Annotated in this window: 19 protein-coding genes and 1 pseudogene; 9 read left to right on the top strand and 11 right to left on the bottom strand. The window is 73.0% G+C overall.

From position 1 onward, the window contains the following. Positions 1-341 precede the first annotated feature (341 nt). Both OG776_RS12175 and OG776_RS12170 read right to left on the bottom strand, forming a co-directional pair. Positions 342-3,182, bottom strand: a complete 2,841-nt coding sequence (locus OG776_RS12175) for an AAA family ATPase (protein WP_443077264.1) — start codon at positions 3,180-3,182, stop codon at positions 342-344. A gap of 251 nt (positions 3,183-3,433) precedes the next feature. After that, positions 3,434-4,273 carry a helix-turn-helix transcriptional regulator gene (locus OG776_RS12170; RefSeq protein WP_329320577.1) on the bottom strand — a complete coding sequence of 280 codons (840 nt, stop codon included), beginning with the start codon at positions 4,271-4,273 and terminating at the stop codon, positions 3,434-3,436. 101 nt (positions 4,274-4,374) lie between these two features. On the opposite strand from OG776_RS12170, the gene OG776_RS12165 reads away from it, so the two are divergent. Next, positions 4,375-6,054: an AMP-binding protein gene (locus OG776_RS12165; protein WP_329320574.1), complete on the top strand. Its 1,680-nt coding sequence runs from the start codon at positions 4,375-4,377 to the stop codon at positions 6,052-6,054. Next, complete coding sequence (locus tag OG776_RS12160; RefSeq protein ID WP_148013139.1) at positions 6,051-7,667, top strand: AMP-binding protein; 1,617 nt, start codon at positions 6,051-6,053, stop codon at positions 7,665-7,667. The genes OG776_RS12165 and OG776_RS12160 overlap by 4 nt, the downstream gene beginning before the upstream one ends. Positions 7,668-7,728: 61 nt before the next feature. Here OG776_RS12160 and OG776_RS12155 read toward each other — a convergent pair. Next, positions 7,729-8,133 (bottom strand): annotated as a pseudogene (locus OG776_RS12155) (hypothetical protein); the annotation flags it as partial. Between the two features lie 1,110 nt (positions 8,134-9,243). On the opposite strand from OG776_RS12155, the gene gcl reads away from it, so the two are divergent. Then, positions 9,244-11,028 (top strand): glyoxylate carboligase, encoded by a 1,785-nt coding sequence (gene gcl, locus OG776_RS12150; protein ID WP_148013138.1) that lies wholly within the window; start codon positions 9,244-9,246, stop codon positions 11,026-11,028. A 219-nt stretch (positions 11,029-11,247) separates the two neighbouring features. On the opposite strand, the gene OG776_RS12145 is transcribed toward gcl, so the two are convergent. From OG776_RS12145 to OG776_RS12125, 5 genes are all read right to left on the bottom strand, one after another. Then, positions 11,248-11,859 (bottom strand): TIGR04222 domain-containing membrane protein, encoded by a 612-nt coding sequence (locus OG776_RS12145; RefSeq protein ID WP_148013137.1) that lies wholly within the window; start codon positions 11,857-11,859, stop codon positions 11,248-11,250. A gap of 186 nt (positions 11,860-12,045) precedes the next feature. After that, positions 12,046-12,270: a hypothetical protein gene (locus tag OG776_RS12140; RefSeq protein WP_148013136.1), complete on the bottom strand. Its 225-nt coding sequence runs from the start codon at positions 12,268-12,270 to the stop codon at positions 12,046-12,048. A 436-nt stretch (positions 12,271-12,706) separates the two neighbouring features. After that, positions 12,707-14,164: a catalase gene (locus OG776_RS12135; RefSeq protein WP_329320569.1), complete on the bottom strand. Its 1,458-nt coding sequence runs from the start codon at positions 14,162-14,164 to the stop codon at positions 12,707-12,709. 185 nt (positions 14,165-14,349) lie between these two features. Beyond that, positions 14,350-15,240, bottom strand: coding sequence for a 2-hydroxy-3-oxopropionate reductase (locus OG776_RS12130; RefSeq protein WP_329320567.1), 891 nt, complete (start codon positions 15,238-15,240; stop codon positions 14,350-14,352). A 106-nt stretch (positions 15,241-15,346) separates the two neighbouring features. Next, the gene (locus tag OG776_RS12125; protein ID WP_148013133.1) at positions 15,347-16,207 is read right to left on the bottom strand and encodes a TIM barrel protein; all 861 of its coding nucleotides are present in this window, start codon (positions 16,205-16,207) and stop codon (positions 15,347-15,349) included. A gap of 417 nt (positions 16,208-16,624) precedes the next feature. Between OG776_RS12125 and OG776_RS12120 the strand changes: the two genes are divergently transcribed. The 6 genes from OG776_RS12120 to OG776_RS12095 all read left to right on the top strand — a co-directional run bounded on the left by OG776_RS12120 (position 16,625) and on the right by OG776_RS12095 (position 22,457). Further along, positions 16,625-16,993 carry a helix-turn-helix domain-containing protein gene (locus OG776_RS12120; RefSeq protein WP_148013131.1) on the top strand — a complete coding sequence of 123 codons (369 nt, stop codon included), beginning with the start codon at positions 16,625-16,627 and terminating at the stop codon, positions 16,991-16,993. A 404-nt stretch (positions 16,994-17,397) separates the two neighbouring features. After that, on the top strand, positions 17,398-17,913 hold the full coding sequence (uraD, locus tag OG776_RS12115) for a 2-oxo-4-hydroxy-4-carboxy-5-ureidoimidazoline decarboxylase (RefSeq protein ID WP_148013130.1): 516 nt from the start codon (positions 17,398-17,400) through the stop codon (positions 17,911-17,913). After that, the gene (gene uraH, locus OG776_RS12110; protein ID WP_148013129.1) at positions 17,910-18,308 is read left to right on the top strand and encodes a hydroxyisourate hydrolase; all 399 of its coding nucleotides are present in this window, start codon (positions 17,910-17,912) and stop codon (positions 18,306-18,308) included. The genes uraD and uraH overlap by 4 nt, the downstream gene beginning before the upstream one ends. A 7-nt stretch (positions 18,309-18,315) precedes the next feature. Next, positions 18,316-19,263, top strand: coding sequence for a factor-independent urate hydroxylase (gene pucL, locus OG776_RS12105; protein ID WP_148013128.1), 948 nt, complete (start codon positions 18,316-18,318; stop codon positions 19,261-19,263). A gap of 125 nt (positions 19,264-19,388) precedes the next feature. Further along, positions 19,389-20,768: an 8-oxoguanine deaminase gene (locus OG776_RS12100; protein WP_148013127.1), complete on the top strand. Its 1,380-nt coding sequence runs from the start codon at positions 19,389-19,391 to the stop codon at positions 20,766-20,768. A gap of 357 nt (positions 20,769-21,125) precedes the next feature. Further along, the gene (locus tag OG776_RS12095) at positions 21,126-22,457 is read left to right on the top strand and encodes a nucleobase:cation symporter-2 family protein (RefSeq protein WP_329323698.1); all 1,332 of its coding nucleotides are present in this window, start codon (positions 21,126-21,128) and stop codon (positions 22,455-22,457) included. Between the two features lie 98 nt (positions 22,458-22,555). Here OG776_RS12095 and OG776_RS12090 read toward each other — a convergent pair whose 3' ends face one another. The 3 genes from OG776_RS12090 to OG776_RS12080 all read right to left on the bottom strand — a co-directional run bounded on the left by OG776_RS12090 (position 22,556) and on the right by OG776_RS12080 (position 25,064). Beyond that, complete coding sequence (locus OG776_RS12090; protein WP_148013126.1) at positions 22,556-23,374, bottom strand: chitosanase; 819 nt, start codon at positions 23,372-23,374, stop codon at positions 22,556-22,558. A gap of 388 nt (positions 23,375-23,762) precedes the next feature. Further along, positions 23,763-24,416, bottom strand: a complete 654-nt coding sequence (locus OG776_RS12085; protein WP_148013125.1) for a hypothetical protein — start codon at positions 24,414-24,416, stop codon at positions 23,763-23,765. Between the two features lie 48 nt (positions 24,417-24,464). Continuing rightward, positions 24,465-25,064, bottom strand: coding sequence for a histidine phosphatase family protein (locus tag OG776_RS12080; protein ID WP_148013124.1), 600 nt, complete (start codon positions 25,062-25,064; stop codon positions 24,465-24,467). Positions 25,065-25,141 lie beyond the last annotated feature (77 nt).

Raw genomic sequence — 25,141 nt, 5'->3', positions numbered from 1 at the left:
ACGGGCGTGGGGGGTCTACACGGCGTCCGCGGGCGGCCGCCGTGTGCCCGGGCGAGCGGCACGACGCTCACGCTAGAAGCGGGAGCGTCACGCCTCCAAGGGGGGAACTCCCTAGCGGAGTCGGGGAGGGAAAACCCTTGGCCGCGCGGACCGGGGTTTAGCGTAAGGTCCGGCCCCTCCGCTCGGCGCGCGCCGCCCTGCGGGGCGTCCTCAACACCCACCGGACGGCCCGATCCGCCCTGCCCACGATGTACATGACGACGCGTCAGCGCGTCAGCACACGGACGGGCGCACACCGGTGCGAGCCCGACGCCCGGCGGACGGCACTCCCGTCCGCGGATTCACCCGTTCCGGCGTCCCGCCGCCAACCGGACGATGTCCACCCGTGAGCGGATCCCCAGTTTCCGGTAGACCCGGGTGAGGGTGGCCTCCACCGTCTTCACGCTGATGAACAGGCGCGCCGCGATCTCACGGTTCGTGGCGCCCTCCATGACCAGGGCGGCGACCTGACGCTCCGTCACCGCGAGGCCGTCGAGCGCGGCGGGCGCCGGCACGGCCGGCAGGAGTGCCGCGGCGGGCGCCGACCCGGTCACCGTCGCGGCCGTCGCCGCCGCCTCCACCTGACGCAGCCAGGGCAGCGCGCGGCAGCGCCGGAACAGGCGGGTCGCCTCGTCGTACGAGGTCGGGCCCGGCCGGTGGGTGCGCACACCGGCCAGGGCGTACGCGGCGCGGGCCTCCTCCAGCCCGTAGCCCAGCTTGCCGAGCCGGTCCTGTGCCGCGGTCAGCTGCCGTACGGCGGGCTCCTGTTCGCCGCGCGCCGCGCGGACCAGCGCCTCGGCCCGGTCGAGCACCGCGAGCACGCTCTCGCGGCCGAGCCGCAGGGCGCGGGCCCGCGTGGCGTCGATGACGTCCTGCGCCTCGACCGTTTCCCCGATCCGCACGAGCGCCTCCGCGAGGTCGCCGTGCCAGCGGCCCCGGGCGGGGTCGGTGATCCCGAGCCGCTCCTCCAGTTCCCGCACCCGGCGCAGCGAACGGACCACGGCCGCCGAGTCCCCGGCGACCAGCTGGGCGTGTCCGAGCGCGCCGAGGGCGCGCGAGAGGTAGACGAGGTCGCCGTCGTCCTCGGCGCGGTCCACGGCCTCCCGCGCGAGCCCGAGCGCCCGGTCCACGTCACCCCCGGCGGCCTCCGCGAGCGAGGTGAACATGGCGGTCGCCGCCTCGCCGATCCCGGTGTCCCGGGCCAGCCGCAGGCTCTCGCGGGCCAGGTCCAGCGCCCGCCCGCAGTGCCCGGAGCGCAGCTCGGTCTCGGCGAGCCCGCGCAGGAAGTGCAGTTCGCTCTCGACCATCCCGCGCCGCCGCACCTCGCGCAGCAGCGCGGTGATCGTGGTGCGCGCCTCGGCGAGCTGATCGCCCATGATCAGCCAGCGGAAGCGGACGGCACCGGCGCCGTTGTGGTCGCACGCCACCCGGGGGTCCTGCGGCTCGCGCAGCGCCCGTTGGATGGTCGCGGGAGCGGCCGGGTGCCCCATCAGGGTCTCCATCTGCGCCTGGAACCCGAGCGCGAGGAGTTCGGTGGGCCGGTCCCCGGCGCGGGCGGCGAGCTGCGCGGCGATGGCGGCCTCCTCGCGGCCCTTGGTCATCTCGCCCTCGACCAGCAGGGCCCGCCAGGCGAGCTGGTAGCGCACGAGCGCGAGCAGCCGGGGGTCGTCACCCGCGTCCTCCAGCGCCTGCGGGAAGACGGCGTCGACCTCGGCCATGGCCTGTCCGGCCGCGTCGATGACGACCATCCAGGCCCGTACGCGGTCGGCGGGCGTGGTGACCCGGCGCAGGGCGTCGCGGGCGATGTCCCGGGAGAGGTCGGACTCCCCGGCGGTGAGCGCGTCCTCGGCGGCCTGCAGCCGGCGTTCGTCCGGGCCGGGCTCGGCGTCCACGGGCGTGTGCCGGGCGGCGAGCAGGCCGAGTCCGGCGGCGACCGACGGCGCGCCGCGGTCCCGGGCCGCGGCCGCCGCCTCCCCGAGCCGCGCGGCGACCTGCGGATCGGTGCCGGTCGTGGCGAGGGCGAGGTGCCGGGCCCGCTCGATGGGGTCGGAGGCCGCCGTGGACAGCGCGACGTGCGCGGCCCGGCGTTCGGCCGCGGTCGCCTCCGCGTACAGGGCGGCGGAGATGAGGGGATGCGCGAAACGGATGCCCGGTGTCTCGCGCTCGGTCGCCAGCAGCCCGAGCGAGGCCGCGTGCGCGGTCTCCGCCTCGGCGTCCTCGCGCCCGGCGGCGTGCAGCAGCGCCACCGTCGGCCTGGCCCCCGCGCTCGCGACGAGCAGGGTGCGGCGGGCCTCCGCCGAGAGCATCTCCAGACGGCTGAGGACGAGCGCGCGCAGCGAGGTCGGTACGGGCAGCGGTTCACCCGGACTCGGCCGGGTCGGGCTCTCGGCGAGCGCGCGGCCCAGCTCCAGGGCGAAGAGCGGGTTGCCGCCGCTGGTGCGGTGGATGTCCCGGACGGTGGAGCGCGACAGCCCGGTGTGGCCGCGGTGGCCGAGGAGTTCGGCGGTCTGCGCCCGGGAGAGCGGGTTGAGCCGTACGGCCAGGGTGTTCGGCGGGGACGCGCGTAGAAAGCGGTCCTGCTGTTGCTCCGGCGGGTCCGTGTCGGTGCGCACGGCGCACAGCATCCGTACGGGCATCTCGCCGAGCCTGCGGGCGGCGAAGCCGAGCAGCTCGGCGCTGGCGGGGTCCAGCCACTGCAGGTCGTCGGCGACGATCAGGACGGGGCCCCGCGAGGCCAGTGCCCGCAGCACGGAGAGGACCGCGAGCCGCAGGGCGAGCCCGTCCCGCTGCAGGGTCGACTCGCCGCGGCCGGTGAGGGCCGACTCCAGCGCGGTGCGCTGCGGGGCGGGCAGCCGGTCGGAGACCGTGTCGACCACCAGACCGAGCAGGTCGGTCAGCGCGAGGAAGGGCAGATGCGATTCGGACTCGGTCGCGGAGCAGCGCAACACGGTGTGCGCCGATTCGGCGCTTTCCGCGGCCAGCGCGCGCAGGACGGTCGACTTTCCAATTCCGGCGGGGCCGTGCACCAGCAGGCTGCCTCCGCCGGAGAGCTGCTCGCGCGCCGCGGCGAAGAGCTCCTCCCGGCCGATGACCAGGTCGGGGCGGGATCTTGCAGGTTCCTTGAAGTCCCCTCGCACGGTCACCGCTCCCCTCGCATGTCGTGTCCGGGCCAATATTAGGCAATGACTCTTTGAATATCGGACTCTCGGGGTGGTGAGGGAAATAACAGGGGCTATGCATAGGGTATTTCAGGCCGCGCACGCCTGAATGGAATGCTCCGGACGCCCCCGCCGCGGGGGACGCCCTCCCCGCCTCCCGCACCCGGCCTCCCACACCTCGACCCCCGCCTCCCGCACGCCGACCCCCGGGCGCCCGCCCCGGGAAGGAGCCCGTCCTAGGGCAGCAGTCCCGCCCGCCGTGCCGCGATCACCGCCTCCCAGCGCGTGTGGGCGCCGAGCTTACGCATCGCCGACCGCAGATAGCCCTTGACCGTCTCCGGCCGCAGCCCCAGCCGCTCGGCCGCGCTCCCGTTGGTGGCCCCGGCCGCCACACAGACCAGGACGTCCACCTCGCGCGGGGCGAGCCCGACCTGCGGCGCGCCGGACCCGGGAGCCGCCGCGCCGGCCAGGCGCCCGCACACGTCGAGGAGTTCGGCCCGCAGCGCCGGGTCGGCGATCCGGGGGGCCAGCGCCCGCAGCGCCCCGTGCGCCTCCCGCACCTCCTCCCACGCGGCGCCGCCCGCCACCGGCCCGGGCTCCCGCGCGAGGGCCAGCAGGCCGCGCGCCTCGTCCCGTACGACCAGCGCCTGCTCCACGTCCCGGGCCGCCGCCACGGCCGCGCCGAGCGTGCGGTCGCCGAGGGGCTGCGCCGTCCGCAGCGCGCCGTACAGCACCCCGCGTACCCGCCGGCGCACCACCACGGGCACCGCCAGCACGGAGCACAGCCCCTCGGTGGCGACCGCGACGTCGTACTCGTGGCTGATCTGCCGTGAGGCCGGGTAGTCCGTCACCGCGCAGGGCCGCGCGAGGGCCACCGCCTTGCCGCCCAGCCCGTTGCCCGAGGACACCGCGAGCGCGCTGAGCGCGGGCGTCGCCGTGCCGCTGAGCTCGCTGATGCGCACCCGCGCGCGCCCGGGCTCGACCAGGCCCCCGAACGCGACCGGCAGCCCCGTGGCACGGCGCAGCCGCACCAGTGCGGCGCGCATCTCCACCGCGTCGGCCGCTTCTGCTGCCACCTGTTCGCCCCCTCGTCGTGGCGCACCCCCGTTCGGGGGTAGTGATACCTCCCACACGGAATACACGATGTTAGGCGGTGGTCCGGCAACGAGGAGGACACATGACGGTGACGACGGACGCGACGGAGCGATTCCGTGCCGCGCGGGACTTCCTGCTGGAACACCGGGAGGACTACGCGACGGCATACCAGGGCTTCGAATGGCCGCGCCCGGAGACCTTCAACTGGGCGCTCGACTGGTTCGACGTCATCGCCCGGGACAACGACCGCACAGCCCTGCACATCGTCGAGGAGGACGGGGCCCGCGCCGAGTTCTCCTTCGCCGCGCTGTCCGAGCGCTCCGACCGCGTGGCGAACTGGCTGCGCGCGCGGGGCGTCCGCGCCGAGGACCGGATCCTGGTCATGCTCGGCAACCAGGCCGAACTGTGGGAGACGGCCCTCGCCGCGATGAAGCTGCGCGCCGTCGTCATCCCGGCGACCACCCTGCTCGGCCCGGCCGACCTGCGCGACCGCGTCGCCCGCGGCCGGGTCCGGCACGTGATCGCGCGCGCCGAGGACACCGGGAAGTTCGACGAGGTGCCCGGCCGCTTCACCCGGATCGCGGTCGGCGGTCGGCGGCCCGGCTGGCAGTCGTACGAGGAGGCCTACGCGGCCGACGCGGCCTTCGAGCCGGACGGGGCGACCCACGCGGACGACCCGCTGATGCTCTACTTCACCTCCGGCACCACCGCCCGTCCCAAACTCGTCGAGCACACGCACACGTCCTACCCGGTCGGCCATCTGTCGACGATGTACTGGATCGGGCTCAGGCCCGGTGACGTGCACCTCAACATCTCCTCGCCGGGCTGGGCCAAGCACGCCTGGTCCAACCTCTTCGCGCCGTGGAACGCGGAGGCCACCGTCTTCATCCACAACTACACGCGCTTCGACGCGGGCCGGCTGCTCACCGAGATGGACCGGGCCGGGGTCACCACCTTCTGCGCCCCGCCCACCGTGTGGCGGATGCTCATCCAAGCCGACCTGACGCAGCTGCGGACCCCGCCCCGCGAGGCCGTCGCCGCGGGCGAGCCGCTCAACCCCGAGGTCATCGAACAGGTACGGCGGGCCTGGGGCGTCACCGTCCGGGACGGGTTCGGGCAGACCGAGACGGCCGTCCAGATCTCCAACAGCCCCGGGCAGCGGCTCAAGACGGGGTCCATGGGACGGCCCAGCCCCGGCTTCCGCGTGGAACTCCTCGACCCGGTCTCCGGCGCGCCCGGCGTGGACGAGGGGGAGATCGCGCTCGACCTGTCGGGCGGGCCGGTGGGGCTGATGACCGGCTACCACGGCGACCCGGACCGCACCGCGGAGGCGATGGCTGGCGGCTACTACCGGACCGGTGACATCGGCGCGCGGGACGCCGACGGCTACATCACGTACGTGGGCCGGTCCGACGACGTCTTCAAGGCCTCCGACTACAAGATCTCGCCCTTCGAGCTGGAGAGCGCGCTGCTGGAGCACGAGGCGGTGGCCGAGGCCGCCGTGGTCCCGGCCCCCGACGAGCTGCGGCTCGCCGTGCCGAAGGCGTACGTCGTGCTCGCGGCGGGCCACGAACCCGGCCCCGACCTCGCCAAGGTGCTCTTCGAGCACTCGCGTACGGTCCTCGCGCCCTACAAGCGCATCCGCCGCCTGGAGTTCGGCGAGCTGCCGAAGACGGTGTCGGGCAAGATCCGCCGGATCGAGCTGCGCGAGGCCACGGCCGCGGGCTCGGACGCCGAGTACCGCGAGGAGGACTTCCGGTGACCGAGGCCGCTTCCTACACGCACGGCACGAGCCCCACCGCCCTGCTCGGTGACACGATCGGGGCCAACCTGGACCGGACGGTGGCGGCCTGGCCGGACCGGGAGGCGCTCGTCGACGTGCCCTCCGGAAGGCGCTGGACGTACGCCGAATTCGCCGCCGACGTCGACGAGTTGGCGTCGGCACTGGTCGCCTCCGGCATCGCCCGGGGCGACCGGGTCGGCATCTGGGCGGTCAACTGCCCGGAGTGGGTGCTCGTCCAGTACGCCACCGCCCGCATCGGCGCGGTCATGGTGAACATCAACCCCGCCTACCGCACCCACGAGGTCGAGTACGTCCTCCGGCAGGCCGGCATCGCGCTGCTCGTCGCCTCCCTCCGCCACAAGACCAGCGACTACCGGGCGATGGTCGAACAAGTGCGGCGCAACTGCCCGCAGTTGCGCGAGACCGTCTACATCGGCGACCCGAGCTGGGAGGCGCTGACCGCGCGCGGCACCGCCGAGTCGCGCGCGGAGCTGGGGACCCGGGCGAGCGGGCTGTCCTGCGACGACCCGATCAACATCCAGTACACCTCGGGGACCACGGGCTTCCCCAAGGGAGCCACCCTCTCCCACCACAACATCCTCAACAACGGCTATTTCGTGGGTGAGTCGATCGCCTACAGCGAGCAGGACCGTGTCTGCGTGCCGGTGCCCTTCTATCACTGCTTCGGCATGGTGATGGGCAATCTCGCGGCGACCTCGCACGGCGCCTGCATCGTCGTCCCGGCCCCGTCCTTCGACCCCGTGGCGACGCTGCGCGCGGTCGAGGAGGAGCGGTGCACCTCGCTGTACGGTGTCCCGACCATGTTCATCGCGGAGCTGAACCTCCCCGACTTCGCGGCGTACGACCTGTCCTCACTGCGCACCGGCATCATGGCGGGCTCGCCGTGCCCGGTCGAGGTGATGAAACGGGTGGTCGCCGAGATGCACATGGCCGAGGTGTCCATCTGCTACGGCATGACCGAGACCTCGCCGGTCTCCCTGCAGACCCGGCGGGACGACGACCTGGAGCACCGCACCGGCACCGTCGGCCGGGTCCTGCCGCACCTGGAGGTCAAGGTCGTCGACCCGGTGGACGGCGTGACCCTGCCCCGGGGGACCGCGGGCGAGCTCTGCACCCGGGGCTACAGCGTGATGCTCGGCTACTGGGACGAACCCGAGCGGACCGCCGAGGCCGTCGACCCCGGACGCTGGATGCACACCGGCGACCTCGCCGTGATGCGCGAGGACGGGTACGTGGAGATCGTCGGCCGCATCAAGGACATGATCATCCGAGGCGGCGAGAACATCTACCCCCGGGAGATCGAGGAGTTCCTCTACGCCCATCCGAAGGTCGCCGACGTCCAGGTGGTCGGGGTGCCCCACGAGCGGTACGGCGAGGAGGTGCTGGCCTGCGTCATCGCCCGCGACCCGGCGGACCCGCCGACCCTGGCGGACCTGCGCGCCTTCTGCGAGGGCCGGCTGGCCCACTACAAGATCCCCAGCCGCCTGCGGACCCTGGAGTCCTTCCCGATGACGGTGTCCGGCAAGGTACGCAAGATCGAACTGCGCGAGACGTACGCGGACCGCGACTGAGCTCGCCGCCCGGCCCGCCGGAGGGTGCGGGCCGGGGCTCCCGGTGTGTCGGGAGCCCCGGTCAGGCTTCGGTGGCGACGAATTCCTCCGCGGGGGCGTTGACCGGTTGGGGGGTGCCGGTGAGGTCGAGGACGAAGAGGGGGATCCCGAGCAGGTCGGCGCGGGAGCGCGCGTCGTCCGAGTAGCCGGCCAGCGAGAAGTAGACGCACCGCGCGGACTCGCTCATCGCGGTCAGCCACAGGCACTCGACGTCGCGCAGCGAGGCGGGGCGGACCGTCGGGTCCACCTGGGCCACGACACCCCGGGCCGCGAGTCCGATCCCCGACGGCGGTCGCTGGTCGGCCCTGCGGATGTCGTGGTGACCGAGCCACCGCAGATACAGCACGGCCGCGGTCACGGCGTCCCGCGCGGTGCGGATGGTGACGGGCCGGAACGCCGGGCGGGGTGCCGGAGCGGAGGCCGCCGGGGCCTTCGGGGGCTGGTCGCCGCCGCGCCGGGCGCTGTCCGGAGCGGGGCCGTCGACGGACGGGCCGCCGTCCGGGACCGCGCGGTCGGCGGAGATGCCGCCGTCCGCGTCCGCGTCCGAGCCGTCGGCGGAGACGCCGGTGCGTGGGGCCGGGTTCCCGGCGGGGGCCGGATTCACCGGGGCGGAGCCGTCGGCCGGGGATGTGTCCACCGGGGCGGAGCCCGTGACGGAGCGGCCGTCGCCGGTGAACGCCGGATCGGCGCGCGGGCCGGGGGCCGGCGGCGTCGGCTCGGCGGGCCCCGGCACCGCCGCGCGCGCCGCGGGCGTCCCGGCGGTGTGCGGCTCGTCGGCGCCGGGCGGGTCCGACGGGCGCACGGGCGTCTCGTCCCGGCCGGCACCCGGCGCGACTCCGGCAGTCGGCGCCTGCCGTACCCCGCCGCGCCGTGCCCCTCGTACCGGGATCCGCAGCACGGTCCCGCACCCGCAGCCGAGTTCCGGGTGCGGCCACTCGTCCTCGCGGCCGCAGGCGTCACAGGGCAGCGTCACCCAGTCGTCGTCCCAGACGCGGTGCGTCACGGGTACGGGGTCGGCGAGGCGGTCGAGCGGGGGAGTGACGAGGACACCGCACACGCACGGGTACGACGACGCGGCGAAGAGGTGCTCGCGGCGGCAGGCCGGGCATCGCACCGGCACGCTCTCGGCCATGGCCCACTCCAGGACGTCACGTCGGGACAGCGCGTCCATCGTCCTCCAGCGAGGGGGTCGCCGGCAGGGAAACGCCCGGACCGCCCCCCGCTCGCGCGCCCGGCTCCCCGCAGCAACTCTCCCCGCCGCTCCCCGCTGCGTCGCTTCCCGCCACGTCACTCCGCGCGTCCCCCGCCGGGCCGCCCGGGGCCGGGCCGGGCGGCCGCCCTTGACGCTCTCCGGCCCGCCACCTACATTGCTTCCAGATAGTAGAAGTTGGTTTCCGTAATGCGGAAAACATGCGGAGTGGGTGACCGTTCCGCACGCGAACCGGAACCGACGTCACGCACGGATCACCACCGGAACCACCAGCTCTCCGCGGGGCGCGACGGAGCGCGAATCCGACAGCCGAAGCAGGAGTACTCCATGGCTCGTATGACCGCTGCCCGCGCGGCAGTCGAGATCCTCAAGCGCGAGGGCGTCAGCAAGGCGTTCGGCGTCCCCGGCGCGGCGATCAACCCGTTCTACGCGGCCCTGCGGGCCGCCGGGGGGATCAGCCACACCCTCGCCCGGCACGTCGAGGGCGCCTCCCACATGGCGGAGGGCTACACCCGGACCCACCCGGGCAACATCGGCGTCTGCGTCGGCACGTCCGGACCGGCCGGCACCGACATGATCACCGGGCTGTACTCCGCCCTCGGTGACTCGATCCCGATCCTGTGCGTCACGGGCCAGGCCCCGACCGCGGTGATCCACAAGGAGGACTTCCAGGCCGTCGACATCGCCTCGATCGCCCGGCCGGTCACCAAGATGGCCGTCACCGTCCTGGAGGCCGCGCAGGTCCCCGGCGTCTTCCAGCAGGCCTTCCATCTGATGCGCTCGGGCCGACCGGGTCCGGTCCTCATCGACCTGCCCGTCGACGTCCAGCAGACGGAGATCGAGTTCGACCCCGAGACGTACGAGCCCCTCCCGGCGTACCGGCCCTCGGCGACCCGCGCCCAGATCGAGAAGGCGTTCTCCCTCCTCGTCGCGTCGGAGCGGCCGCTGATCGTCGCCGGCGGCGGTGTCATCAATGCCGACGCCTGTGAACTACTCGTGGAATTCGCCGAGTTGACGGGCATTCCGGTCGTCCCGACCCTCATGGGCTGGGGTGTACTGCCCGACGACCACGAACTGAACGCCGGCATGGTGGGCCTGCAGACCTCGCACCGCTACGGCAACGCGACCTTCCTGGAGTCCGACTTCGTCCTCGGCATCGGCAACCGGTGGGCCAACCGGCACACCGGCAGGCTGGACGTCTACACGGCGGGACGCACCTTCGTGCACGTCGACATCGAGCCCACCCAGATCGGCCGGATCTTCGCCCCGGACTACGGCATCGCCTCCGACGCGAAGGCCGCCCTGGAGCTCTTCGTGGAGGTGGCACGGGAGGCCGGGGCGGCCGGCCGGCTGCCCGACCGCTCCGACTGGGCAGCCTCGGCGCAGGAGAAGAGGGCCACCCTCCAGCGCCGTACGCACTTCGACGACATCCCCATCAAGCCGCAGCGCGTCTACGAGGAGATGAACAAGGCCTTCGGGCCGGAGACCCGGTACGTCTCCACCATCGGTCTCTCGCAGATCGCCGGCGCCCAGATGCTGCACGTCTACCGGCCGCGGCACTGGATCAACTGCGGCCAGGCGGGCCCGCTCGGCTGGACGGTCCCGGCCGCCCTCGGGGTCGCCCTGGCCGATCCGGACGCACAGGTCGTCGCCCTCTCCGGCGACTACGACTTCCAGTTCATGATCGAGGAACTGGCCGTCGGCGCGCAGCACCGGATCCCGTACGTCCATGTCCTGGTGAACAACTCGTATCTGGGCCTCATCCGGCAGGCGCAGCGCGCGTTCGACATCGACTTCCAGGTCAAGCTGGAGTTCGAGAACGTCAACTCGCCCGAACTCGGCGTCTACGGCGTCGATCACGTCAAGGTCGTCGAGGGACTCGGCTGCAAGGCGATCCGGGTCACCGATCCGGCCGACCTGGGCGCGGCCTTCGAGCAGGCCAAGAAGCTCGCCGCGGAGTTCCGGGTGCCCGTGGTCGTCGAGGCGATCCTGGAGCGGGTCACGAACATCTCCATGTCGACGACGAACGACATCGGAAACGTCGTCGAGTTCGAGGAGATCGCGACCGAGCCGGCCCACGCGCCGACCTCGATCAGGACGCTGAAGGTCTGACCCGCGGCGCGTCGCCCGACGCCCGCACCGGCCCCGCGGCCCCGCCCTCCGTGCCCGGAGGCGGGGCCGTCGCCCTCAGCCCGACGGAACGTCAGTACATGGTGCAGTAACAGGAGTTGAGCGACCAGGTCATCGCACGGCCGGTCCGTCCGGGGGCGTCCGCGCGGTGATCGGTACCCGGACGCGCCGGCGGGTCCGTCCACCCGGCCGCGGGTGCGGTCAGGCGGGTCCCGAGTCCGAGCCGCCTCCGCCGTCGGTGTAGTTCGCGCCGCTCCCGCCGCCCCAGGAATGCGGCAGCAGCCCCTTGTCGGCCGTGCCGCCGCGCCCCAGCAGCCCCGCGTCCGGGGCGAAGCGCGGCTCCAGGACGGTGAGGGCCGCGTCGCCGTACAGGGCGACCGCGAGGAGCACGTCGTGTCCCGACAGGCCCTCCCGGCCGGTGGGCAGGGGCCGTTCGGCCCGGATCCGCCGCAGGAGACGCCGGGCGCCGAGGGTGGGGCCGGGAGGGAAGGTCCTGAACGTCCTGGCCCGGGTCGGCTCGGACCGCAGCTCCGCGAGCGCCTTGCGCACGGCGGTCCGCCGCAGCAACTCGCCCATGCCGGCGGGCCGGTAGAGGGACGCGTGCACCGCACGCTCCAGTGGATGCGCCGTGCGCGCCGACGGGTGCTCCCTCGACGGGGTCACCCGCGAGGTCCGCATCGTGCCCGGCCGGCCCGCCTCGACGGCGCCCCGCAGCCGCAGGGCGAGCACCGCGACGGTGACGGCGGCGCGGGGCCCGCCCCGCACCAGGGCGACGGTGTACGGATCCGGTTCCTCCGGCCTGCCGTCGCCCATGGCGCCCCCCCGTCCCGCGTCCGTCATGGGGCCCGCCGCCCCCGTGCCGGCGGGCCCCGTGTGCCGAGGATGTGCCCTCGCCGGGGGGTGGGTGAAGCCTCCGGAGCGTTGTTCAGAGCTTGATTTGAGGGTTCCGTAGGCGGCGTACGTCCGGTGGCGTACCGGGGAGCCGCGCGGTGCGGGTCGTCACTCGGGCGGGTGCTCCGACAGCCCCGGCCAGTCGTCCGGGCCCCCGCCCTGCCAGTCGATGATGTCGGTCTCCTCGACCTCGATCTCGTCCAGGTCCGCCTGCCGCAGGATCTCGACGACGTCGTCGAGGTGATAGGCGATACCGAGCGTCTCGTCCCCGGCGGTGACCCGCCGCGACCCGTCCAGCCCTGGGGCGTGCACGACGATACTGGGATAGTCCATGCCACCAGGCTGCTGCCGGCGGGGCGGACGCGCACGCCGGCACGGCCGAGCAGGGAGCGCCGGACACGGACGACGGGTCCGTGTCCGGCGCTTCGGTGCCGGTGAGGTGCGTGGGTGGCGGCGGGGGCGTTCTGGTGTCCGTCCGACGGCGCGAGGCTGGGCGTGACAGCGCGGTCGCGCCGCCGGACGGGGCTCGGGCCCACCGTTGTCCTGGGGCCGTGGGAGGGCGCACGCACCCGTGAGGCGGGGCGAGGTGGGGCGGGGACCGCGGCGGATGCGACGGGCCCGGGGCTTCCTTCCCTCAGGTCGAGAAGGAGCTCCGGGACCCTGACCACCGCACTGGCTCGCATGCCGCCGCGGTCCCGGTCCTGCCCGGACGGCGCCGTACCACCCCTCATCCGGGTCCGGCGCCGCCGCGGGCGGCTGGAGTGGAGGCTCAGTCCTCGCGCAGGGCGCGGACCGCCTCCGCCACTCGGTCGCCGTAGGACGGGTCGGCCGCGTGGAAGTGGGCGAGGTTCTTCTCGACGACGTCGTCCCGGGAGACCTGCGCGAGGCCGTCGGCGATGTTCGCCACGAGACGGGACCGCTCGTCCCGCGACATCAGCCGGTACAACTCGCCGGCCTGGAAGAAGTGGTCGTCCTTGGTGTGGAGCGGGGCCTCGTGGGTGCCCGTGTGACCGTGCACCGCGAGCGGGGCCGACAGCGGGCGGCCGGTCTCGACCGGGCCGTCGTAGGAGTTGGGTTCGTAGTTCTTCGCCGCACGGCCCCGGCCGCCCGGTGCCATGAGGCCGTCGCGGCCGTAGTTCCGCGCGGACGTCGCCCTCGGCGCGTTCACCGCGAGCAGTGTGTGGTTCACGCCCAGCCGGTGGCGCTGGGCGTCCGCGTACGCGAACAGGCGGCCCTGGAGCATCTTGTCGGGAGAGGGGCCGATGCCCGGGACGAAGTTGTTCGGGGAGAACGCGGCCTGTTCGACCTCGGCGAAGACGTCGTCGGGGTTGCGGTCCAGGACGAGTCGTCCCACGCGGCGCAGCGGGTGGTCCCGGTGCGGCCACACCTTGGTGACGTCGAAGGGGTTGAAGCGGTAGTCGGCCGCCTCCGCCGCGGGCATGATCTGCACATACAGCGTCCAGGACGGGTGCACACCCCGTTCGATGGCCTGCAGCAGGTCCGTCTGGTGGGAGGCGGTGTCCCTGCCGGCGAGCTCCCGCGCCTGCTCGCTCGACAGCGAGCGCACTCCCTGGTTCGTCTTGAAGTGGTACTTGACGAAGAAGGCCTCCCCGGCGGCGTTCGTCCACTGGTAGGTGTGCGAGCCGTAGCCGTTCATGTGACGGTACGAGGCCGGGATGCCGCGGTCGCCCATCAGCCAGGTCACCTGGTGCGTGGCCTCCGGGGAGTGCGCCCAGAAGTCCCAGACGTTGTCGGGTTCCTGCCTGCCGGTGAACGGGTCGCGCTTCTGGGAGTGGATGAAGTCGGGGAACTTGACCGGGTCCTGCACGAAGAAGACGGGTGTGTTGTTCCCGACCAGGTCGTAATTGCCCTCCGCGGTGTAGAACTTCACCGCGAAGCCGCGCGGGTCCCGGACCGCGTCCGCGCCGCCGAGGCTGTCGGCCACGGTCGAGAAGCGTACGAACAGCTCGGTGCGGGCGCCTGCCGTGCCGAGGAAGTCGGCGCAGGTGAAGTCCGTGACGTCGTCGGTCACCTCGAAATGGCCGTACGCGCCCGAGCCGCGGGCGTGCACCACACGCTCCGGGATGCGCTCACGGTTGAACCGGGCGAGCTTCTCCAGCAGGTGCTGGTCCTGGAGGAGCAGCGGGCCGCCGACGCCTGCGGTGGCGGAGTTCTGGTTGTCGGCGACCGGGGCGCCGGACTCGGTCGTCAGCACGCGCTTCGACATCGTGACCTTCCGTACGAGAGGGCAGCGGGGCCGGCGGAAACCTTCTTCCGCCATGTGGACCGACCGCTTCGTGGAGCCTGGATTTGGGGTCCATGGACGTCAACAGTTTGTTGAAGTCGATTCCGGGCGATGCCGCCGCCTGGGCGCGACAGGACAGGTGTCGGCGGCGGCACCGCCCGGAAGTCTCAGAGCTGCGCGCCGGAGAGGCGCTCGACGGCCCGCAGCAGGGCCGAGTGGTCCAGGCCGCCGTCGCCCTGTGCGCGCAGCGAGGCCACCAGCTGGGCCACCGCGGTGCCGACCGGCAGCGCGGCGCCCACGGCGCGGGCCGCGTCCGTGACGATGCCCATGTCCTTGTGGTGCAGGTCGACACGGAAGCCCGGCTTGAAGTCGCGGCCGAGGAAGTTGTCCTTCTTGCGCGTCAGCACGGTCGAGCCGGCCAGGCCGCCGTTCAGCACGTCGAGCGCCGCCCGCAGGTCCACGCCCGACTTCTCCAGGAACACCACGGCCTCGGCGCACGCCTGGATGTTCACGGCGACGATCAGCTGGTTGGCGGCCTTCACGGTCTGGCCCGAGCCGTGCGGACCGCAGAGCACGATGGTCCGGCCGAGCGCCTCGAAGATCGGTTCGGCCGCGTCGAAGTCGGCCTGCTCGCCGCCGACCATGATGGACAGCACCGCCTCGACGGCTCCGGCCTCACCTCCGGACACCGGCGCGTCGAGGACGCGGACGCCCCTGTCCGCGGCGGCCCGCGCGAGGTCCACGGAGGTCCGCGGGGTGATCGACGACATGTCGACGAGCAGCGCGCCGCGCCGCACGTTCTCCAGGATGCCGTCGGGTCCGTAGGCGATGGCCTCGACCTGGGGGGAGGCGGGCACCATCGTGATCACCACGTCGGCGTCGCGGACGGCCTCGGCGATCGATCCCGCCGCCGTGCCGCCGGCCGCGGCCAGCCGGTCCAGCTTGTCCTGCTCCAGGGTGAACCCGGTGACGTCGTACCCGGCCTTGATCAGGTTCTCCGACATCGGGGAGCCCATGATACCGAGCCCGATCCACGCGACCTTCGGGAGTGTGCTCATGAGGGTGCCTTTCTGACTTCTCTGCCGGGGCCTTCCCGGACGTTCCCGTGGTGTCCCCGCGGGGCGGACGGGACGGCCGGGCGGCCCCGTACGGGTGGGGTGCCGTTCAGCGGGCGGCGGCCCGGGCCTCGACGGGCAGCCAGTCGAAGGCCTCGGCGCTCGGGCGGTCGCCCGGCTTGTACTCCAGGCCGACCCAGCCCTGGTAACCGGCGTCGCGCAGCTGTCCGAGCAGGTCGTCCAGCGGGAGCGTGCCGGTGCCCGGCGCGCCGCGGCCGGGGTTGTCGGCGATCTGCACATGGCCGGTCCTCCCGGCGTACGCGGAGATCGCCCGCGGCAGGTCCTCGCCGTTCATGGACAGGTGGTACAGGTCCATGAGGAATCTGGCGTTGCCGAGGCCGGTCGCCTCGTTCACCCGGTCGACGACGGCGACCCCGGCCGCGGCGCTCACCAGGGGATAGTCCGGGGACTCCGGCCGGTTGAGCGTCTCGATCAGCAGGACCGCGCCGATCCGGTCGGCCGCCCGCGCCGCGAGGACGAGGTTCTCCAGCGCGAGCGCGTCCTGTTCGGCCGGGTCCACGCCCGCGACGCGATTGCCGTACAGGGCGTTGAGCGCCCCGCAGCCCAGTGACCGCGCGAAGTCCGCCGCCACGTCGATGTTGGCGCGGAACCGCTCCGACTCCTCGCCGGGGATCGACAGCGCTCCCCGGTCGGGGCCGGGGAGCCGCCCGGCGTAGAAGTTGAGGCCCGTCAGCCGGACGCCCGCGTCCTCGATCGCCCGCTTGAGGGCGTCCAGTTCGGCCGGCGGCGGGGTGGGGGAGTCGATCCAGGGCCACCACAGTTCGACCGCGGTGAAACCGGCCGCCGCGGCGGCCGCGGGGCGTTCCAGGAGCGGGAGTTCCGTGAAGAGGATCGACAGGTTGACGTTGAAGCGCTGCTCTGCGGCCGTGCTCGATGCGAAACCGGTCATGGACTCGGCGCCCCCTTCCGTGTCGACAGGTTCGGCCGGCGTTCACTCCGGCCAGTGGATTCCGTATTGTGGAAGTTCTCTTCTGCTTAATGGAAGATTGCCGTCGGGTCTCCGGGCTTGTCAAGAGGGGGCTGCCGGAGAATCGACGCCGAGCAGTAGGTTGAGCGGGTGCGATTGAGAGTGGAGTTCACGACCGAGCCCTTCGATCTCGACGAGGCGCCGCCGCACGCGCTGGTCGCCCGTGAGGTCATCGAGGCGGCCGCGCTGGACGCCGTGGACGTCGGCCCGTTCGGCAACACCGCGGAGGGCGGGTCGGAGGCCGTGCTCGACGCGGTCGACGCGCTGCTGCGCAAGGCCCTGGCCGCCGGTGCCACGCGCGTCTCGCTGCAGGTGAACGTGGTCGGGGGGGGGCGACAGGTGACCGGCGCCGGGGACGAGCCCTTCGTCGCCGCGGTCAAGCCGCTGGTCGACGCCATGGGGGGCGAGATGCTGGCGCCCGGTGAGGCCGGGCCCGACGACGTCGTGCTCTCCTGGGAGGGTGCCGAGGTGGTCGCCGTGCGTCTGCCGCAGCTCGCCGACTCGCTCGATCACATCCTGGCCGCCCTGGAGCGCAAGCACGGCAAACCCCTGGCCGAGCTCGACCGCAGGACCAAGCAGGAGGTCGTACGGGTGCTGGAGGCGCGCGGAGCCTTCTCCGTGCGGCACGGCGTGGAGACCGTGGCGGGCGCGCTCGGGGTGAGCCGCTTCACCGTCTACAACTATCTGAACCGGGAGAAGCAGGCCTGAGGGAGGCCCGGTGTGCCCGAGGGGGCGGCCGATTCGAAGGAGCCGGCCGGTCCGCAGGGCATGGGAGGCCGGTGGCCTGAACTGGGCGGGCGGCCAGGACGGAGGCCGGTGGCCCGAAGTGGGCGGGCGGCCGAAGCGGACGCCGGTGGCCCGAGTGGGCGGGCGGTCCGGAGGCGCGGGAGTGTCTGCGGGGGCGGCGGACGCCCCGGCCGGCGAAGACCCGCAGGCCCAGGGCGCGCCGGACCCCTCTCCCCGGGCCGGCGGCCCCCCGTGGGCCCGCCGCCGTCCGGATCACCCGGACGGCGGTTTTTGTTACCCGGATTTTTCAACAAAGTGTTGACGCGGTGTTTTCGAGGGCGTTAGCTGTCCGCAGCCCGTCCAGCACAAGGCCACGGAGGCATCCCGTGACGTCGACTACGACACCCGGTGGTCTCGCCCGGTTCAACGCCCTGGAGGAGCCGGCGGCCCACGCCGCACTCCTCGAGGTCTGCGCCTCGGAGGCCTGGGCACGCGGACTGCTCGCCCGGCGCCCGTACCCCACCCCCGACGCCCTGTTCGCCGCGAGCGACGCCGCCACGGCCGCGCTGTCCACGGCGGACCTGGCGGAGGCGATGGCCGGACACCCGCCGATCGGGCGGCCGAGACCCGGCGACCCGACCTCCTCCCGGGAGCAGCGCGGCATGGCCGGCGCCTCCGCGGAACTCAGGGCGGAGATGCTCGAACTGAACCTGGCCTACCAGGAGAGGTTCGGACATGTCTTCCTGATCTGCGCCACCGGCCGCACCGCCGAGCAGATGCGCGACGCGCTCGCGGAACGCCTCGGCAACGCACCCGGGCGGGAGTACGAGATCGTCCGCGTCGAGCTGACGGCGATCAACCGCATCCGCCTCGGCCGACTCCTGGAGGAAGAAGAGGTATGAGCACCGACACCACGGCTTCCGTGTCCACGCACATCCTGGACACCAGCGCCGGCCGCCCCGCCGCCGAGGTCGCCGTGCGGCTCGCGGCCCGCTCCGGCCGCGACGCCGGCTGGCACCCGCTCGGCGGCTCCGCGACCGACGCGGACGGGCGGTGCAAGGACCTGCCGGCACTGCCGGAGGGGACGACCCACGTACGGCTCGACTTCGAGGTCGAGGCGTACTTCGAGAAGAAGCAAGCCGAGGCGCGGCAGGACGCCCCCGCGAACCGGGACAGCGCTACGGGCGGAGTGTTCTTCCCCGAGGTGGCGATCACCTTCGCCGTGACACCGGGCGAGCACTACCACGTACCGCTGCTGCTCAACCCGTTCGGCTACTCCGTTTACCGAGGGAGCTAGCAGACACATGACGGACACCCCCCGACCCGCGCGCCCTGTGGTCCTGGGACAGAACCAGTACGGCAAGGCCGAGAACCGGGTCGTCAGGATCACCCGCGACGGCGCCACCCATCACATCAAGGACCTCAACGTGTCCGTGGCGCTCAGCGGCGACATGGAAGAGGTCCACTACTCCGGATCGAACGCCAACGTCCTGCCGACGGACACCACCAAGAACACGGTGTACGCCTTCGCCAAGGAGTACGGCATCGAGTCCGCCGAGCAGTTCGGCATCCACCTCGCCCGGCACTTCGTGACCAGCCAGGAACCGATCGGCACGGCACGCATCCGGATCGAGGAGTACGCCTGGGAGCGCATCGAGACCTCGGACGCCAACTCCCGGTTCATCGGCGCCGACGAGGTCAAGCACTCCTTCGTGCGCAAGGGCCAGGAGACCCGGGTCACCCAGGTCACCTTCGACGGACGGACCTGGGAGGTGGTCTCGGGACTGAAGGACCTCGTCGTGATGAACTCGACGAACTCCGAGTTCTGGGGCTTCGTCAAGGACAGGTACACGACGCTGCCCGAGGCGCACGACCGCATCCTGGCCACCCAGGTCTCCGCCCGCTGGCGCTTCAACTGGAGCGGCGACGAGCAGAAGATGCCCACCTGGGAGAAGTCCTACGACCAGGTCAGGAAGCACATGCTCCAGGCCTTCGCGGAGACGTACTCCCTGTCGCTGCAGCAGACCCTGTACCAGATGGGCGCGCGCATCATCAACAACCGGAGCGAGATCGACGAGGTCCGCTTCTCCCTCCCGAACAAGCACCACTTCCTCGTGGACCTCTCGCCGTTCGGGCTGGAGAACGACAACGAGGTCTACTACGCCGCCGACCGGCCCTACGGGCTGATCGAGGCGACGGTCCTGCGGGACGGCTGCGAACCGCGCATCCCGGTCGACCTCACCAACCTCTGACCTCCACCGGTGCCCCGCCGCCCGGGGGCACCCCTTCTCCCTCGGCACCCGCGGCGCAGGCGGCCGCGGCACTCAAACCTCCTGGGTCCTGCCGTGCCCTCTCCACAGAGCGAAAAGGACGCATCATGGCAGCAGCCCGGCGCATCGTCATCGAGAACTGTTCGATCGCGACCGTCGACGCCGACGACACCGAGTACGCCACCGGGCACATCGTCGTCGCCGGTGACCGCATCGAGTCCCTCGGCGCGGGCAGCGCACCCGACGGGCTGGAGAACGTGGTCCGCCGTGTCGACGGCACCGGCCATCTGGCCACCCCCGGCCTGGTCAACACCCACCACCACTTCTACCAGTGGATCACCCGCGGACTGGCCACCGACCACAACCTCTTCGACTGGCTCGTGGCGCTGTACCCCACCTGGGCGCGCATCGACGAGCAGATGGTGTACGCGGCCGCCCAGGGCTCCCTCGCGATGATGGCCCGTGGCGGCGTCACGACCGCCATGGACCACCACTACGTCTTCCCGAAGGGCTCCGGAGACCTGTCGGGCGTCATCATCAGGGCCGCCCGCGAGGCGGGTGTCCGCTTCACCCTGGCCCGCGGCTCCATGGACCGCAGCGAGAAGGACGGCGGCCTGCCGCCCGACTTCGCCGTCGAGACCCTCGACGGCGCCCTCGCCGCCACCGAGGCGACCGTCGACGAGTACCACGACGCCTCCTTCGGCGCCATGACGCAGATCGCCGTCGCCCCCTGCTCGCCATTCTCCGTCTCCACCGAACTCCTCACACAGGGAGCGGAGTTGGCGCGGCGCAAGGGCGTGAGGCTGCACACCCACGGGTCGGAGACCGTCGAGGAGGAGCAGTTCTGCAAGGAGCTGTTCGGCCGAGGCCCCACCGACTACTTCGAGTCCACCGGCTGGCTCGGCGAGGACGTGTGGATGGCCCACTGCGTCCACATGAACGACTCCGACATCGCCGCCTTCGCCCGGACGCGGACGGGCGTCGCCCACTGCCCCTCCTCCAACGCCCGCCTGGGGGCCGGGATCGCGCGCGTCCCCGACCTGCTCGCGGCCGGCGTCCCGGTCGGCCTCGGCGTCGACGGAACCGCGTCCAACGAGTCCGGCGAACTCCACACCGAGCTGCGCAACGCCCTCCTCGTCAACCGTCTCGGCGCCCACCGGGAAACCGCCCTGAACGCCCGGCAGGCCCTGCGCCTGGGCACCTTCGGCGGCGCGCAGGTCCTCGGCAGGGCGGCCGAGATCGGCTCCCTGGAGCCGGGCAAGCTCGCCGACCTGGTGCTGTGGCGGCTGGACACCCTGGCCCACGCGTCGATCGCCGACCCGGTCGCCGCGCTGGTCCTCGGTGCGGCGGCGCCGGTCACCCTCTCCCTCGTCAACGGTCTCCCGGTCGTCGAGAACGGCCGGCTGCTGAACGTCGACGAGGACGCCGTCGCCCGCTCCACGCGGGCGGAGGCCCAGCGCCTCGCGCGGATCGCCGCGCGGGCCTGAGCCGTCGAAGATCTCCGGCCGAGGGGGACGGCCCTCGGCCGGAGGCCCCGGGCCCGAGCGGGGTCCGGGGCGGCCGTCTCCGGCGGGCGCGCACGGACGTGCGCGCCCGCCGGAGACGCCCACCGTCACCCGCACACCCCGGCTCGGACGGCCTCCGCCGTCCGCCGCGGGCGCGACGGGTGGCGGCCCTCGTCCCGGTCCCGCACGACCGCGCACCACCTCCCTGACACCCGCGTCGGAGCCGACGCGCAACCGACCGGAGGAGCCGCCGTGGCCGCCCCATCGACGCCCAGCAACGAGGCACTACCGCACAACGGGTCGAAGCACCCGGTCGACGAGAAGCTCCCGCCGCTCAGAATGGCGGCGAGCGGCCTCCAGCACGTCGCCGCCATGTACGCGGGAGTCGTCGCCCCGCCCCTGATCGTCGGCGCCGCCGCGGGGCTCTCCGGCGGCGAACTGACCTTCCTCACCGGCGCGTGTCTGTTCACCGCGGGCCTCGCCACCTTCCTCCAGACGCTCGGCTTCTGGAAGATCGGCGCCCGGCTGCCGTTCGTCAACGGGGTCACCTTCGCCGGTGTCGCCCCGATGACCGCGATCGTCGCCTCCACCGACGACAGGAGCGACGCCCTGCCGATCGTCTTCGGCGCGGTCGTCGTCGCGGGCGTCCTCGGCTTCGTCGCCGCCCCCTTCTTCAGCAGGGCGGTCCGCTTCTTCCCGCCCGTCGTCACCGGATCGGTCATCACCCTCATCGGTGTCTCCCTGCTGCCGGTCGCCTTCGGCTGGGCGCAGGGCCCCGACCCGGCGGCGCGCGACTACGGTTCGCCGACCTCGCTGGGCCTCGCCGCCACGACCCTCGTGATCGTGCTGCTGCTGCGCCGCTTCACCCGCGGTTTCGTCAAACAGGTCGCCGTGCTCCTCGGTCTGGTCGCCGGCACCCTCGTCGCGATCCCGCTCGGCGTCACGGACTTCACCCCGGTCGCCGACGCCGACCTGGTGGGCTTCCCGACCCCCTTCCACTTCGGCGCCCCGCAGTTCCAGCTCGCCGCGATCCTCTCGATGTGCGTGGTCATGGTGGTCTCGATGACCGAATCGACCGCGGACATGCTGGCGTTGGGCGAGATCGTCGACCGTCCGGCCGACGAGCGGACCATCGCGGCGGGTCTGCGGGCCGACACGCTCGGCTCCGCGCTCAGCCCGCTCTTCAACGGGTTCATGTGCAGCGCCTTCGCCCAGAACATCGGCCTCGTCGCGATGACCCGCATCCGCAGCCGGTACGTGGTCGCCACCGGCGGCGGCTTCCTGGTCCTGATGGGCCTGTGCCCGGCGGCGGCCTCACTGATCGCGGTCGTACCCCGTCCGGTGCTCGGCGGCGCGGGTGTGGTCCTCTTCGGCTCGGTCGCCGCCAGCGGCATCCAGACCCTCGTACGGGCCGGTCTGGACAAGGACGACAACGTCCTGATCGTCGCCGTGTCGCTGGCCGTCGGCATCATCCCGATCACCGCGCCCGGCTTCTACCACGCCTTCCCGCAGACCGCGCGGATCGTCCTGGACTCGGGGATCTCGACGGGTTGCGTGACCGCCGTCGTCCTCAACCTGGTCTTCAACCACTGGGGCAGGCGGCGTGACGCGGACGAGGTCACCCACCCGATGGAGGTCGGCGAGGACCTGAAGACCGCTCCGGCGCACTGACCCCGCGGACACCACCACGGGTCCGACGGGCGGCCCGGCAGCGCGCGCGGGGCGCGGCACCACGAGTGCCGCGCCCCGCGCCGTCGGGTCCGGGACCGTCAGCCGATGTGGTAACTGTCGCCGTACACCTTCCAGTCCAGCGGTGTGTTCAGGTTGAGGTTCCGGTTCTTGACGAACACCCGCTGCTCGGTGTCGACCCGGGTGGTGTCGGAGTGCGCCTCCTCCTGCTTCATCGCCCAGACCCGGGCGTCGAGGAAGGCGTTGAGGTAGGTCACCTCGTCGCCGCCCTGGGCCGGGGTTTTCGCCTTGGCCAGCGCCCGCTTGCGGATGCTGCTGAAGCTGGTGCTGTCCGAGCCGTCGCCGTGCATGACGATGGCGTCGTAGTAGGTGAACTGCCCGAGCACGCCGATGCCGTCGGCCTTGCCCTGCTGGACGGCGGGGTTGAAGTAGACCCGGTCCCGCTCGTCGTTCTGGGCCTGCTGGAACGCCGTGTCCTGGGCGGCCTTGCGCCAGTCCGCGGGGAACCCGGGGTCCAGCCCCTGGTGCGAGTCGCTGCCGTCCACGTTGCGCAGCGCGGGCAGGTACTTGGCGAGGACGTTGCCCGGCTTGCGCTGGGTGTACAGCTCGACGAGGTCGAGCATGTCGCCGGTGCCCGAGCAGAAGCCGATGATCCCGGCCGTGTAGCCGCGCCCGTCGCCGATGTCCTCGATGTACTTGTACTGCGCCTTCCAGTCCAGCGAGGAGTTCTCCGCGCTGGAGACGAGCTTCATGGCGATCTCCTTCTTCGCCGGGTCGTCCAGGCCGACGGCCGCGGCACCGCTCGCGGACTGCGCCGCGAGGACCGGAACCGCCACCAGGGACGCTCCGAGGAGAGCGAGCAGGGTGCGTCGTGACGTGTGGGTGTGGGGGGTGCGCACGGTACCTCCGATGAGGGGAGTGAGGCGTCCACTTACTGTTAGGAAGGTTTCCTACCAGAGATTGAGCGCGGCCGATACCCGTCAGGAGGAGAGGAGTTGGCGATACCTCTCGGCCAACGCCCCCTAAAAGCAGGCAGTTTGGGCATTCGGTCGATCACCGCGTGAGGGGTGCGCGGCGCGGCCGGGCCGGGCGTCCGGTGAGGGCGTGAAGCAGGGACGCCCGGACCGCGACCGGCCCCGGCAGGAACGCGATCCCGGTCGCCGCGTCCCGCGCGGTCCACGGCGTCCGGTACCGGCGGGAGCCGTCCGGCGTGTGGTCCACTCGCGGCGCTCGGACCCCGGGGGCCGGATCGGCGCCCGTCGCATCGCCCGGGTGGCCGGTGTGCCCTCAGACGCGCCGGGGGGACGCCAACACGTACCGCACGCCGGTACGCGGCTCCGTGTACTCGCCGGTCTGCCAGCCCGCCTTCTCCAGGGTGGCCGCGCAGGCCCGCAGCGCGTCGGGACCGGGTTCGTGGACGGCGACCGCCTCCGGCTGCGGGGTCGCCCGTACCCGGTAGCCGCCGTCCCCGGCGTCGGCGCCCGCCGGGCGGTGCCCGGCGGCCTCCAGGGCGAGCGCGGCGGCCTGCACCAGATGCGTGCGCTCCCACCCGCACGGCCGGTCCACGGCACCGTCCGGATGGGTCATCCGGCGCAGCTCCAGGAGCCCCTGCCAGGCTCCGCGCACCTCTCGCAGACGGGCGGGGCCGGGCGCCGGGGCGTCCTCGCCGCCGATCCGCGCGGCGAACACCCCGGCGTCGGCGGCCGGCGGTGCCGGGCTTTCCGGGGGCGTCCCGAGGGAGCCCGGGAGCGACTCGGGGATCTCCCGGACGCGATGTCCGGCGGGTGTCAGGAAGTGGTCGTGCGGGGGACGCGGATGGCGGAAGGCGAGCCCGCGCCGCACCAGCGCCGCGAGCTGCCCCTCCGTGCCCTTCAGCCGGCCGCTGACGGGGTCGGCGGCGTCGATCACACGCCGCTGCGCGGCGGTCGGCGGTCGTGTCATGGCGCGCTCCTTCCCCCGGGCCCGGCCGGTGCCCGTCCCCCCCGAAGACTACGAGGAGGGTCTGACATTCCAGCCGGCGACCACGTGGCGGCGGTGCTCGGTGCTCAGCCGGCTCACGGTCCCGGTGGCGAGCTGGAACAGCGCGCCGGCCTCGGCGGGCAGTCCCAGCCGCCGTGCCGTCAGCACCCGCAGGAAGTGGCCGTGGGAGAAGACGGCGACACTGCCCTGCACCTCGGCGAGCGCCGCGTCGATCTTGGCCAGCATCCGTTCCGCGCGCGCCCCGACCTGCGCGGGGCTCTCGCCGGGATGCTCCGGAGGTCCGGGCGCGACCCCGTCGTCGAAGAGGAACCAGTCGGGCCTGGCCCGGTGGATCTCCACGGTCGTCACCCCCTCGTACCCGCCGTAGTCCCACTCGCACAGGTCCGCGTCGATCCTCGCCCCCTCGACCCCGGCCAGCCGCGCCGTCTCCCGCGCCCGCTGCATCGGACTGACGAACGCCGTGGAGATGTGGTACGAGGCGATCAGCGGGGCCAGCCGCCGCGCCTGCTCGCGGCCGTTCTCGGTCAACGGGATGTCGGTCGATCCGGTGTGCCGCCCGGACAAGGACCACTCGGTCTCGCCGTGCCGCACGAGAAGGAGGTCGCCCATGCTTGTGGTTCCTCTGCTCGCGGAAGGTTCACGCGGGCCGAACGGCCCGACGCTCCGGGGCCGCCCGGCGGGCCGGG

Source organism: Streptomyces sp. NBC_01689 (genome assembly GCF_036250675.1).
Taxonomy (GTDB): Bacteria; Actinomycetota; Actinomycetes; order Streptomycetales; family Streptomycetaceae; genus Streptomyces.
The sequence above is the reverse complement of the archived record's forward strand: the minus strand, read 5'-3'. Positions and strand labels throughout refer to the sequence as shown.